Genomic DNA, 12,468 nt, shown 5'->3' with positions numbered 1-12,468 from the left:
AGTGAACTGACGGTAAGTGAGGCGAAACACCGAGGACCCGATGGACTACTACGCAATCAATGCCCTGCGTGAGAACCATGCAGGCTGGTCCCTGCTGCGCGCCCAGAACGCTCCGCTCGCCATCTCGTTTTTCATGGCCGCCTTCACCGGACCCAACCAGCGCAACTTGGGCCGGCAGCAGCTCATCGACAGCCTCGACGACGTGCTCTTCGGCCTGCGGGATGCCTACGGCGAGGACAAGTTCCCCCGCCAAGCAGCCGAATACCTGGACGACTGGGCCGCCCCCGAAAGGGCATGGCTCCGCAAGTACTACATCCAGGGCCAGGACGAGCCCCGCTACGATCTCACCCCGGCGGCAGAGGACGTGGTCCGCTGGGTGGAGAGCCTCAAGGGCAGGGACTTCGTCGCCACCCAGTCGCGGCTCACCAGCATCTTCGCCGTCCTCGAGCGGCTGGTCCAGCAGTCCGAGACGGACCCCGAGGTGCGCCTGAATGAGCTCCAAAACCAACGGGACGCCATCGACGCCGAGATGCAGCGCATCCGGGACGGCAACATCCGTGTCATGACAGCTCCTGAAGCGCTGGATCACTTCCAGCAGCTACAAATCTTGGCGAAAGACCTCCTCTCCGACTTCCGCGAGGTCGAGCAGAACTTCCGGAAGCTGGACCGCCAGGTCCGCGAGCAGATCGCCACCTGGGACGGCACCCAGGGCGAGCTGCTCGAGTCGATCTTCGCCAACCAGCAGGACATAAGCAGCTCCCTTCAAGGGAGGACGTTCCAGGGCTTCTGGGACTACCTCATGTCGCCCGAATCCAGGAAGAAACTGCAGGACCTCCTCCAGCGTGCCACCCAGATCGAAGCCCTCGCCCAGACCGAGAACCTCCACACCGTCACCAACCTGCACCAGGACTGGCTGCCCGCCGTCGAGCAGACCCAGGGCACTGTCCGCCAGCTGTCGCAGCAGATGCGAAGGCTGCTGGACGACAAGGTGTTCCTCGAGAACAAGCGCATTATGCAACTGATCCGGAGCGTGGAGTCCGGCGCCCTCGCCTCAAGGGAACAACCGCCGTCGGGCGAGTTCATCGCCATCGACGGCCCACAGGTGGACATCACCTTGCCGTTCGAACGCCCGCTGTATGAGCCGAGCCGGCGGGTCATGGTCGAGGACCACATCGAAACCGCCGACGACGCGGACGTGGACGCCGGCGCCCTGTTCAGCCAGTTCCACGTGGACAAAGAACGGCTGAAAGCCAATATCGACGCCGTCCTGGCCGAGGCGGAACAGGCCACGCTGGCGGACATCACAAACAAACACCCCGTCACGCAAGGGCTGGCGGAAATCGTGGCCTACTACCAGCTGGCCACGGAGTCGGACTGGGCCACCATCAATGCGGAGACTGAGCAGCACATAGCCTGGCAGCTGGAGGACGGCAGCATCCGCGAAGCCACCCTCGAACAGATCATCTTCGGAAGGCCCGCATGAATCCGGCAGCGAATTCCCCATCCACAGCGGAAACGGAGAGCCGCACGCCCGAGGAACTTCCCGGCGTCGTCACCCGGCTCTTCAAGGGCGTGCTGTACGCAGAGGGGGACGAGAAGCTCTGGCAGTCGCTGCTGGGTCTCTCCTCCCAGGTCCGCGACTACGTCTCCGTGCTGGGCCTGGACCTGATCCTGGACGAGTCCGAGGGCTACGCGTTCCTGAAGTCGCGTGAGGATCCGGATGGCACGCTCCCCCGGCTCATCGCGCGCCGCACGCTCACCTTCAACGTCAGCCTCCTGCTGGTGCTCCTCCGCCGCCGCATGCTCGAGTTCGACATCAACAGCAGCGAGGTCAGGCTCATCATGACAGAGCAGGACATCGTGGACATGGTCTCCCTGTTCCGGCCGGAATCCAGCAACGAGGCCCGGACTTTGGACCGGCTCCGGGCCGACATCAAGAAAGTGGTGGAGCTCGGCTTTCTTCGGAAGCTCAAGGGACAGGCAGACACGTACGAGGTGGCCCGCATCCTTAAGGCATTCGTGGACGCCCAGTGGCTGGAGGAGTTCGACACGCGGCTGGCGGACTATCGGGCGACCCTCACCGGAACGCTGGGCGCCGAGACCGCTGGTGAGGAGAGCAAGTGAGCGCTGAAGTTCAGGACACCCTCTTCAGCCTGGAGGAAAAGACGGACGACGGCGGGACTCCCCCAGGCTTCCGGCTGCACCGTCTGGAGCTGCTCAACTGGGGCACGTTCCACCAGGGGGTGCGCACGTTCCGGCTGGACGGGGCCAACAGCCTCCTCACCGGGGACATCGGCTCAGGGAAGTCGACCGTCGTGGACGCGATCACCACGCTGCTGCTGCCAGCCAACAAGATCGAGTACAACAAGGCAGCCGGCGCGCAGAAGAAGGAACGCTCGCTGATGTCGTACGTGCGCGGCTTCCACAAGAGCACCCGCAGCACCGGCGGCGAGTACTCCAGACCGGTGGCGCTCCGGAGCACGGGCGCACTGACCGTGGTGCTGGCGGTCTTCCACAACGCGGTGCTGGGCAAGTCGATCACCCTGGCCATCACGCTTTGGGCCACGCAGGAGGCCGGCCAGCCCAGCCGCTTCTACTCCCTCGCCGAGGCGGACCAGTCCATCGCGGCCGACTTCTCCAACTTCGGCCAGGACCCGGCGAAGCTGAAGAAGAAGCTGCGTGCCGCCGGCGCCGCGGTGCACGACACCTTCGAGCCCTATGCCGCGGCCTTCAAGCGGCAGTTCGGGATCACCGGCAACCAGGCCATGGAGCTGTTCCACCGCACGGTGTCCATGAAGCAGGTGGAGAACATCACCTCGTTCGTGCGGACCAACATGTTGGAGGAGGACAACGTCGCCGAGCGCATCGGCAAGCTCATCCACCACTTCGACGACCTGAAAAAGGCCCACGCAGCGGTGCTCCGGGCGAAGGACCAGATCGCCCTGCTGACGCCGATCAGGGACGGCGCTGCCCAGCACGCGAACCTGAGCCGCGAGGACGAGCTGGCCCGCCAGCAGCGCGACCAGCTGCACCCCTGGTTCACGGACCGCAAGCTGCACCTGAGCCTGGAACACCAAAGCGAGCTGGAACGCACCGGCGAACGGCTGCGGGAGGACAGCACCAAGCTGCGCACGGAGATCAGCGAAAAGCGGCACGAACTGTCCGCCGTCCAGGAGGACATCCGCACCAACGGCGGCGGCCGGCTCGCGGCGATCGACGCGGATATCGCACGCCTCGCTGTTGAATCGCGGACCCAGAGGCAGCGCTTCGACACCTACGCCGAGGCCGCGAAGGACCTGGGCCTCCGCCCGCCCGAGGACAAGGTGCTCTTCGACGGAAACCGTGCACGGCTCGGCGAGGTTGAGAGGCAGCTGGGCGAGCAGTCCAACGAGCTGCAGGACAGCCGGACCCAGCTGACCATCGCGCGCACCGGACTCAACGAGCGCCTGGCCGAAATCGGCAAGGAACTGCGCAGCCTGCAGTCCCGCGCCAACCTGTTGCCAACCGCCCAGCTGGACCTCCGCCGTCGGCTGTGTGATGGCACGGGGATCGCGGAAGCGGCCCTGCCGTACGCCGGCGAACTGCTGCGGGTCCGCGACGGAGAGGGCGCATGGGAGGGTGCGGCGGAACGCACGCTGCATGGCTTCGCACTTTCCCTGCTGGTGCCGGCCGAGCATTACCCGGCCGTGAGCAGTTGGGTGGATGCCAACAACCTGAAGGGCCGGCTGGTCTACCTGCGGATCGGCGAATCCCCCGCGGCCAGGGCGGCGGAGCAGGGCACGCTGGCCGCGAAGATCGCCATCAAGCCGAACACGCCGTTCCGCAGCTTCCTGCTGGACGAGCTCGCCACCCGGTTCGACCACTACTGCTGCGACACCCTCGAGGACTTCCGCCGCTACCCCAAGGCGCTCACCGTCAACGGGCAGCTCAAGGGCGGCCGCGGCCGGCACGAAAAGGATGACCGGCGCGAGCTCACAGACCGGCGCAACTACGTCCTCGGCTGGGACAACCACGACAAGATCAGCCGCTTCCTCGCGGAGCAGGACGAGGTCAGGGGCCAGCTGAAGGTCACTGACGCCCAGCTGGCCAAGGTGATGGAGAACCTCGGCGCGCTGGGCCGGCAGAACCAGCAGCTGGGCACCGTCCGGTCGGTGGCGGACTTCGGCGAGATCAGCTGGCAGCTCACGGCCCGAAGGATCGAGGAGCTCAAGGCCGAGAAGGCCGAGCTGGAGACCGCCAGCGACGTGCTGCAGCAGCTGACGGCCAAGGAGTCCGCGGTCACACATGAGCTGGAGCGGCTGGAGGAAAAGTCCGGCAAGCTGCGCGAGCGCCTGGGCGCGAACGAGAAGGACGCCAGGGACATCGCGGAGGCGATTGAGGAGTGCCGCGGGATTCTGGCTGAGACTCCCCTGACGGACGACGGCGGGGTGCTGGCCGCCGTCGAACATCTCACCAAAGCGGCCCTTGGGGACAGGACGCTGACGTACAAGAACACCGGCCCGGCGGAGAGCACGGTCCGTGCCGGGCTGACGGACACCATCGACGCGCTGTCCAAGCGGATCGCCCGGGCGGCGGAGGGCACCGTGCGGCTGATGGCTGACTTCCGCAACAAGTACCCGAACGAGACCACGGACATCGACGCCGCGCTCGAGGCCTCGCCGGACTACAACCGGCTGCTGGAGCAGCTGGTCAGCAACGACCTGCCCAGGTTCGAGGCGCACTTCAAGGAGTCGCTGAACCAGAACACCATCCACGAGGTGGTGGCGTTCAACGCATTCCTTGACAGCCGGCGGCAGGACATCGTGAACCGGATCGGCGAGATCAACCAGTCGCTGGCGGATATCCAGTACAACCCGGGCCGGCACATCCAGCTGGAGCACCAGAACAGCTCGGACCAGGACGTGCGCGAGTTCGGCGTGGATCTGCGGGCGTGCTCGGAGGGGACCATCGGCGACGAGGACCAGTACTCGGAGCAGAAGTACCTCCAGGTGGAGCGCCTGATCGAGCGTTTCAGGGGACGCGAGGGCCTGACCGCGCTGGATGAGCGGTGGACGGCCAAGGTCACGGATGTGCGGAACTGGTTCACGTTCTCAGCGTCGGAGAAGTGGACCGAGACCGGCGAGGAGTTCGAGCACTTCACGGATTCCGGCGGCAAGTCCGGCGGCCAGAAGGAGAAGCTGGCGTACACCATCCTCGCGGCGGCGCTGGCGTTCCAGTTCGGGCTGGGGTCCGGTGCTGCCGGTGCCGGCAAGAAGCCCGGCCGGAGTTTCCGGTTCGTGGTGATCGACGAGGCGTTCGGCCGCGGGTCCGACGAATCAGCGCGGTACGGGCTGCAGCTGTTCCAGCGGATGAAGCTGCAGCTGCTGATCGTCACGCCGCTGCAGAAGATCCACGTGATCGAGCCGTTCGTCTCACACGTGGGGTTCGCGGCGAACACCAACGGCGACGACTCGCAGCTGCGCAACATGACCATCCAGGAGTACCGCGACGAACGGGACCGGCGTGCCGGCTGAGTCGTGGACAACGGTGGTGGGGCTGCGGGCGCTGTCGCTGAGGGCGTGGAACAGCGGTGCGCTACTGCGGGAATTGCTGGGACCGTCCGGCGCATACCCGCGCCGCCGTTCACTGAAACGCCCGACGGCGGCGGCCCTGTTGAGCGATTATGCGGCGGCTCAGCGGTGGGCGGCTGACTTGATCGCCGGTGTTGGCCCGTACGAACTGGAGACAGCTGAGGTGGGGCGCCGGACGGTTGGCTCCAACCGGATCCCGGCGGTGGCAGTGTTTGCCACGGTGGAGGACGAGATCGGGTTTGTCGCGAAGTCCCGGGAGGCCGCGCGATTCCGGGAGCTGGCCTCTCAGCTGGGCGAGCTGGATCCGCTGCTGCTCGGCTGGTCGGTGCGGCGGCCACTGAGGCTTTTGGAGCTGGGGTCTGACGCCTTGACGGCGGCGCGGGTGGCGCTGTGGCTGCGGGACAATCCCTCGCCGGGAATCTATGTCCGGCAACTTGGACTTCCTGGCGTGCACACAAAGTTCATCGAGCGGCACCGGCAGGATATCGATCAGCTGCTTGGCGCTCTCAAGTCCGCTTCCGATGTGAGCGCGGCGGATGCCGAGCCTGAGGCTACCGCGGAAGTCGCGGAACCGGACGTGGCCGAATCGGATGCGGCCTTGGAAAGCGGCGCCGGCCGTACGTCGGCAGCACGCTTTGCCCGCAGGCACGGGTTCCTGCATCCGCCCGAGCTCGTCCGGTTCCGCATCCTCGACCCGTCGATTCCTACACTGGGCAGCGCCAGAGACATCACGATCACTGCAGACGCGTTCAGCACCTTGCAGCTGCCGGTGCACACCGTGATCGCGACGGAGAACCAGGTCAACTTCCTAGCCCTGCCAGAGCGTCCCGCAACGCTGGCGCTTTACGGGGCAGGCTATGGATTTTCGTCCCTGCGGGACGCGGCCTGGCTCCGCAAGTGCGAGATTCTGTACTGGGGCGACATCGACACGCACGGCTTCCGTATGCTCGATCAGCTCCGCGCGGTGCACCCGCACGTGGAGAGCGTTCTGATGGACGAAGAAACACTGCTCGAACACCGCGACGTGTGGGGAATGGAGCCGTCACCGTCGAGGGCGGTGTTGACCAAGCTGACGACGGAGGAGGCTGCACTCTACGAAGCGCTCGGAAATGATACCTACGGTGAAGCCGTCCGGTTGGAACAGGAGCTTATCCGCTGGGACTGGGCGCTGGAGAGGCTCAAACGCTAAGGCGTCAGCGCCCCAGCCCGAGAAAGACGGCAAGCGATTGCTCAACCGCAACCATCGTCTTGGAATCTACTCGGCCCACCCGCCGCCCCAAATTGGAGCGGCGGACCGTTGTTAGCTTGTCCACCATGATCTGGCTTACGCGATCCAAGCCGGTGAGCTCTCCCGGTTCAACCGTCAGTCTCAGCAACGGGGCGTCCGTGAGCTGGGAGGTCAGGGGCAGGAGGGTGACTGACACCGATTCTGCAAATAGGTCATCCTGAATGATGAGTGCAGGCCTGGGCTTTTGCGCGTATGTTCCGCCGGACACCGTCCACAGCTCGCCACGATTCACTCCGGCCAGTCTTCCGAAATCTGTTCGACGAAATCCTGGTCGTCACCGGCACGGTCCGAAGCGGCAACCGCCAACGCCTGGCGCTGCGCCTCTTGCCGAAACTTCTCCGTGCGTACGTCCGGCACCCACATCTGAACCTGCCGGAACCCCCGCTCACGCATGGCAAGCCGGTGCCGGGCAACCCGATCCCTCACGCTCATAAGTCCATGTTACATGTAACAATGGCCCTTAAGGCCCCCCGCCCAAGGCAGCGACAGGCCGCATCCAAGGCTACGGCGGAAACTGGATCGGCGCACCAAACAGACGCAATGTTTCTTCCTGAACTACAACCGTTGACTAGTGAGCGACATCACAGCTAGAGTGACGGCAGCGAAGGGCCGCACTAATGGCCCCGTTCCGGATCCGCTCAATGCTGTGTGGACCGTCGCCGGCGGAACCCGCCGTCGCCGGCGTGCATGGCATCTGGCGCCGATCAGTCAACGCACAATGCCCACCGACACGGCCTCTTTTGGCGTGCCGTGGCGCGGGCACCATTGAGAGGGAGTTTCCTTGACGCATTTCAGTTCCGCTCCGTTCGACCGCAGGCAGCTCCTCAAGGCGGCAGCGCTGACCCCTTTCGCCGGCCTGGCGCTCTCTGGATGCGGTACAGCGAAGCCGGCCGAAGGTTCGGCACCCAACAAGGCTGTGACAGTGACGTCCTACGGCGGGTCCTACAACGACCAGCTGACCCAGACGATCCTGGATCCGTTCTCCAAGCAGTCGGGGATAAAGACCACGCTGTTGGCCAACACCAGCCTGGCGGCACTCAAGGCGCAGGTTCAGTCCGGCGACGTGCAGTGGGACCTCGTGGAAATCACGGCGCCCGAATATGAGGTGGCCGTGGCCGAGGGGCTGCTGGAGAAGTTCGACTACGACATCATCAGCGACAAGGGCCTGCCCGGCTACGCCAAGGCCGAATACGGCATCAAGTACCTGAGCTTCCTGTTCGTCATGGCGTGGGACCAGAAGGTCATTTCTGACGCGCAGGCACCCAAAGACTGGGCGCAGTTCTTCGACCAGAACAAGTACAGCACCAAGCGCTCGATCTACAACCAGCTGTCCGACAGCTCCGTCCTGGAAGCTGCCCTGCTGGCTGACGGTGTCCCCTTCGACAAGATCTACCCCCTCGACGTCGACCGCGCACTGAGGGTCCTGGGCCAGCACCCGGGCAAGGACCGGCTGCTGTACCACTCTGCCAACCAGGAGCCCATCCAGCAGCTCACCTCCGGCGAGGTCTCCCTCTCCACCAGCTTCAACAACCGGATCAACGCAGCCCGCAACGACGGCGCCAAACTGAACTTCTCCGCAGAAAACGCCGTCCTGGCCGGCGACTACTTCGTGGTGCCGAAGGGTGCCAAAAACAAGGAAGCCGCCTTCAAGCTCATGAATTTCATGTCCAACGACGCCGAGGCCGGCGCAGCGTTCGACAAGGTCACCAACCTGACCCTCGCCAACACCCCGGCGCTCTCCAAGCTGCCCAAGGGCATCGCGGACACACTTCCCACCAGCCCCCGGCTCGCAGACAAGATCCTGGTCCGCGACGACAAGTGGTGGTCGCAGAACCTGAAGAAGACCGAGCAGCAGTTCAAGCTCTGGCAGGCCAGCTGATATGAGCAACGCAACTCTGGAACGGCCACGGGGCCGCGGCGCGCCTCCTGCTGAAGCAGCACCCCGACGGCGGCGCAGCGGATGGTGGCTGCTGCTGGCCCCGGTCCTTGCCTTCGACGTCGTGCTGTTCCTGACGCCGCTGGGCAAACTGGTCGGCGCGAGCTTCGCCGACAACGCCTACCAGCGTGTCCTCGAGGACCCGCTCGTACTGCGCGCGCTGGCCAACACCCTGACCATCAGCCTGGTGAGCACCATTGTCACTGTGGCGCTGGGCTACATCATCGCCATGGTGCTGTGGCGTGCCGGAAACGTCGCCCGGGTGATCCTGTTCGCCGTCGTGCTCCTGCCGTTCTGGACCGGCATCCTGGTGAAGAACTTCGCCTGGGCGGTTCTGCTCCAGGACAACGGCATCGTCAACGCATTCCTTCAGGGAATCGGGCTTACGGGTGCGCCGATCCCGTTGCTGCACAACCGGTTCGCCGTGATCGTCGGCATGGTGCACTGCCTCCTGCCCTACGCGGTGTTCCCGATCTTCTCCTCGCTGACGTCGATCGATGACCGGCTCGGGCTGGCGGCCCGCTCGCTTGGCGCGCGGGAAGGATCCGTGTTCCGCAGGATCACCCTGCCGCTGAGCATGCCCGGCATTTCCGCCGCCGGGCTGCTGGTCTTCATCATCAGCACGGGCTTCTTCATCACACCCGTGGTGATGGGCGGGCCCGGCGACATGATGATCGCCAACCAGATCGACTACTACGCCCGACAGCTCACGGACTTCTCCGGGGCCGCTGCCCTGGCCGTCATCCTGACGGTAATGGTCAGCATCCTCGTGGCTGTCTACCAGCGCGTCCTCAAGGCAGGAGGCCAACATGAAGACAACTAATCCGCAGCACCGCCTCCTGGCGCTTCTTTCCATCCCGGCCTTCCTGTTCCTCGTCATACCGACGGCGATTGTGGTGCCGGTCGCGCTGAACGACAGCCGCTACATCACGTTCCCGCCGGAGGGAGTCTCCTTTGCCGCCGTGGCCGGGTTCTTCGCCGACCAGGCGTGGACCTCCGCCCTGACGGCCAGCCTCCAGTCGGCCGCGATCGCCGTCGTGATCGGTGTGGTCCTGGGGGCCACCGCGGCGATCGGGCTTCACGGCCGCAAATTCCCGGGACAGCCCGCCGTCGTGGGCCTGATCCTCGCGCCGATGATCGTGCCAACCGTGGTGCTCGCGCTGGCGTTCTACCAGTTCTTCATCTCGGTCGGGATGGTGGGCAGCATCGTTCCCATCGGCCTGGCGCACGCGGTCATCGCGACCCCCTATGTGTACCTGACCACCCGTGCCAGCCTCGCCGGGCTTAACCCCGCGCTGGTCCGGTCGGCGCAGAGCCTGGGGGCAGGGCCGCTCTCGATCCTGCGGCACGTGTATCTGCCCATCATCCTGCCCGGCCTTATCTCCGGGGCGCTCTTCGCGTTCTCGGTCTCCATCGATGAGACGGTGATGTCCCTGTTCCTGCAGTCCCCGGGGGCCACTACTTTGCCGGTCAAGATGTTCACGGATATCCAGTTCAACCTGACCCCGAAGATCGCGGTGTCGTCGGCCCTGCTGGTCAGCGTCGCCACCATCGGGCTACTGCTTCAGGTCCTGTTTGTCCTCAAGCACCGTTCTTCAACCCGGATGCTGCCGCTGGCCGTATCCGCACAAACGTAAGGAAAGTCGATGACCGCATCAGTGATTTCCAGGGAGTCAGTTCCGGGGACGGGGAGGGCCGCCCAGGGCGCCATTGAGCTCCGCCGGGTCAGCAAGCACTACGGCGACGTCGTGGCCGTTGATCAACTGGACCTGACGGTTCAGCCCGGAGAGTTCGTGACCCTCCTGGGCCCCAGCGGCTCCGGCAAGACGACCACCATGATGATGGTGGCGGGGTTTGAAGAACACACCGCCGGGACCGTCCTCATTGACGCCAAGCCCGTGGACACGCTGCCGCCACGGGACCGCAACCTCGGTGTGGTGTTTCAGAACTACGCTCTCTTCCCGCACATGAGCGCGCTGGAAAACGTGGAGTTCGCGCTCCGGATGCGCAAGGTGCCGCGCGCGGAACGGCGCCGGCGAGCGGAGGTTGCCCTGGACCGTGTGGGGCTGGGAAAGATGGGTGGCCGGAAGCCGCGGCAGCTCTCCGGCGGACAGCAACAGCGGGTGGCCCTGGCCCGGGCACTGGTATTCAACCCCGCCGCCCTGCTGCTGGATGAGCCGATGGCAGCCCTGGACAAGCGGCTGCGTGAACAGATGCAAGAGGAAATCAAGACCCTGCAGAAGGGCCTGGGCATTACCGTGCTGTTCGTGACGCACGACCAGGACGAGGCCATGGCCATGTCGGACCGGATCGTGGTGATGAGGGACGGGAAGATCGTGCAGTCCGGGCCCCCGGAGGAGGTGTACAACCACCCCCTCACCGACTGGGTGGCCAGCTTCCTCGGCGACACGAACCTGATCCCGTGCACTGTCGTGGAGCGCAACGGCGAGGAAGCAGTTGTGGACCTCGGCGGACTTGGTCTGGCAAGGGTCCGGGACCGCGGGGCCAGCGGCGAGAACTACGCCGTCTCCATCCGCCCCGAGCACCTCAAGTTCAGGACGCGGGCTTCCGCGGACAATGGATGCGCTGCGACTCTGGTGTCCTCCACAAACCTGGGAGCCACGGTGCGCCACCGCCTCACGGCCGGCGGCCACGAACTCCAGCTTCGTGAGCTCAGCTCCGACAGGGCCGAACGGCTCGTGCCGGACGGGGAGCTGTGGGTGGGCTGGGACGCGGACAAAGCCCAGCTGCTGGTTCTGGAGTCCTGATGCCGCGGCCGCCAACGGCCATGCGTCTCCGTTGGCGGCCACATGGCACTCTCCAAATGGTCGAACACACTGCTGAGGGATACGACCACGTTCACGGTTGCTACGCTTCCGAATTCGTCGCCCCCGGCACCGAGGTCTGACTCGGGAAGTCCGTTCTCACCCGCGACGAGAACCCATCGCACACCTCCAGGAACATCTCCGCCCTCCCCGTCAGCTTCGCCCGCGGCGGCGCCGCGCCTTTGGAATTAACGACGACGGCGGCACCACCTTGCTCACGGCCCTGCGGGCCGGCGACTCAGGCCGGGCGAGTGCCCAATCAGCCTGAGCCAGGTCGGTGCGAGCCGTGCCAAACTGCTAGCACCGCCTGCGGGCACGCGAAATTCTCGCAGTCTGCCGCCCTGCAGATCGCGCCGGCCGTCACGTCCACTCTTGAATCCGTACCTGATACTGCGCTACGGCTGCAGTTGCGTCCTTGACCGATTCTGTCACGTCAATACGCATATTTGGTGCAAGTTTTAGTGTTAAGCTCGGCGAGCAATTCGCATCTAAACCTGATTTATGGGGGGGTATACATGAATTCGATCTTTCGCCGCAGCGAAGCACGGAAGACTATCAGCCGCGAGGTCTCCAATGGTGTCGACGCCGAGCCACGTCAATGGGCTTCTCACCACCGAGCTGGAGGTGTGGCCATAGCTGTCGGCGTCCTGCTCTCAGCGACAGCATGCGGAGGTCAACCGGCCGCCTCAGTTACGACGCCTCTGGCCGCCGAGTCCGCATCCCCGAGCGCTACGCCGACACCCACTCAGACTGCACCGGCGTCATCAGACTGCGTCACCGAAAATGCGACCGAAGAGTACTCGCCGAAGGTCTTCATCTGCACGAAGAGCGAAGCTGGGGAGCTGCTGT

Annotated in this window: 10 protein-coding genes; 8 read left to right on the top strand and 2 right to left on the bottom strand. The window is 65.1% G+C overall.

Going from position 1 to position 12,468, the window contains the following annotated elements:
* Nucleotides 1-16: 16 nt before the first annotated feature.
* Genes ACFTSA_RS07020 through ACFTSA_RS07005 form a run of 4 tightly spaced genes read left to right on the top strand, consistent with a single transcriptional unit; the run spans nt 17 to nt 6,759 of the window.
* Entirely contained in the window at nt 17-1,483 is a 1,467-nt protein-coding gene (locus ACFTSA_RS07020; protein ID WP_377950553.1) for a DUF3375 domain-containing protein, read from the top strand.
* A complete protein-coding gene (locus ACFTSA_RS07015) occupies nt 1,480-2,124 on the top strand; it encodes a DUF4194 domain-containing protein (protein ID WP_377950552.1) in 645 nt (214 codons plus the stop codon). Before ACFTSA_RS07020 ends, ACFTSA_RS07015 begins: the two co-directional genes overlap by 4 nt.
* On the top strand, nt 2,121-5,513 hold the full coding sequence (locus ACFTSA_RS07010) for an ATP-binding protein (RefSeq protein ID WP_377950551.1): 3,393 nt from the start codon (nt 2,121-2,123) through the stop codon (nt 5,511-5,513). The genes ACFTSA_RS07015 and ACFTSA_RS07010 overlap by 4 nt, the downstream gene beginning before the upstream one ends.
* 16 nt (nt 5,514-5,529) lie before the next feature.
* On the top strand, nt 5,530-6,759 hold the full coding sequence (locus ACFTSA_RS07005; protein WP_377950550.1) for a Wadjet anti-phage system protein JetD domain-containing protein: 1,230 nt from the start codon (nt 5,530-5,532) through the stop codon (nt 6,757-6,759).
* A 4-nt stretch (nt 6,760-6,763) separates the two neighbouring features.
* Here the strand turns inward: ACFTSA_RS07005 and ACFTSA_RS07000 are convergent, their stop codons facing one another.
* Both ACFTSA_RS07000 and ACFTSA_RS06995 read right to left on the bottom strand, forming a co-directional pair.
* On the bottom strand, nt 6,764-7,090 hold the full coding sequence (locus ACFTSA_RS07000) for a type II toxin-antitoxin system PemK/MazF family toxin (RefSeq protein ID WP_377950549.1): 327 nt from the start codon (nt 7,088-7,090) through the stop codon (nt 6,764-6,766).
* On the bottom strand, nt 7,087-7,290 hold the full coding sequence (locus ACFTSA_RS06995) for an antitoxin MazE family protein (protein WP_377950548.1): 204 nt from the start codon (nt 7,288-7,290) through the stop codon (nt 7,087-7,089). The genes ACFTSA_RS07000 and ACFTSA_RS06995 overlap by 4 nt, the downstream gene beginning before the upstream one ends.
* Nucleotides 7,291-7,639: 349 nt before the next feature.
* Here ACFTSA_RS06995 and ACFTSA_RS06990 point away from each other — a divergent pair, with 349 nt between their 5' ends.
* The 4 genes from ACFTSA_RS06990 to ACFTSA_RS06975 are packed head-to-tail and all read left to right on the top strand — an operon-like array spanning nt 7,640 to nt 11,562.
* Nucleotides 7,640-8,737 carry an extracellular solute-binding protein gene (locus ACFTSA_RS06990; protein WP_377950547.1) on the top strand — a complete coding sequence of 366 codons (1,098 nt, stop codon included), beginning with the start codon at nt 7,640-7,642 and terminating at the stop codon, nt 8,735-8,737.
* Nucleotide 8,738: 1 nt separating this feature from the next.
* Nucleotides 8,739-9,617 (top strand): ABC transporter permease, encoded by an 879-nt coding sequence (locus ACFTSA_RS06985; protein WP_377950546.1) that lies wholly within the window; start codon nt 8,739-8,741, stop codon nt 9,615-9,617.
* A complete protein-coding gene (locus ACFTSA_RS06980) occupies nt 9,604-10,431 on the top strand; it encodes an ABC transporter permease (RefSeq protein WP_377950545.1) in 828 nt (275 codons plus the stop codon). Before ACFTSA_RS06985 ends, ACFTSA_RS06980 begins: the two co-directional genes overlap by 14 nt.
* Nucleotides 10,432-10,440: 9 nt before the next feature.
* On the top strand, nt 10,441-11,562 hold the full coding sequence (locus tag ACFTSA_RS06975; protein ID WP_377950544.1) for an ABC transporter ATP-binding protein: 1,122 nt from the start codon (nt 10,441-10,443) through the stop codon (nt 11,560-11,562).
* Nucleotides 11,563-12,468 lie beyond the last annotated feature (906 nt).

The sequence above is a fragment of the Arthrobacter sp. NPDC057013 genome, from assembly GCF_042674585.1.
Lineage (GTDB): Bacteria > Actinomycetota > Actinomycetes > Actinomycetales > Micrococcaceae > Arthrobacter.
Note: the sequence above shows the minus strand (reverse complement) of the source record. Positions and strands in the feature narration are given on the sequence as shown.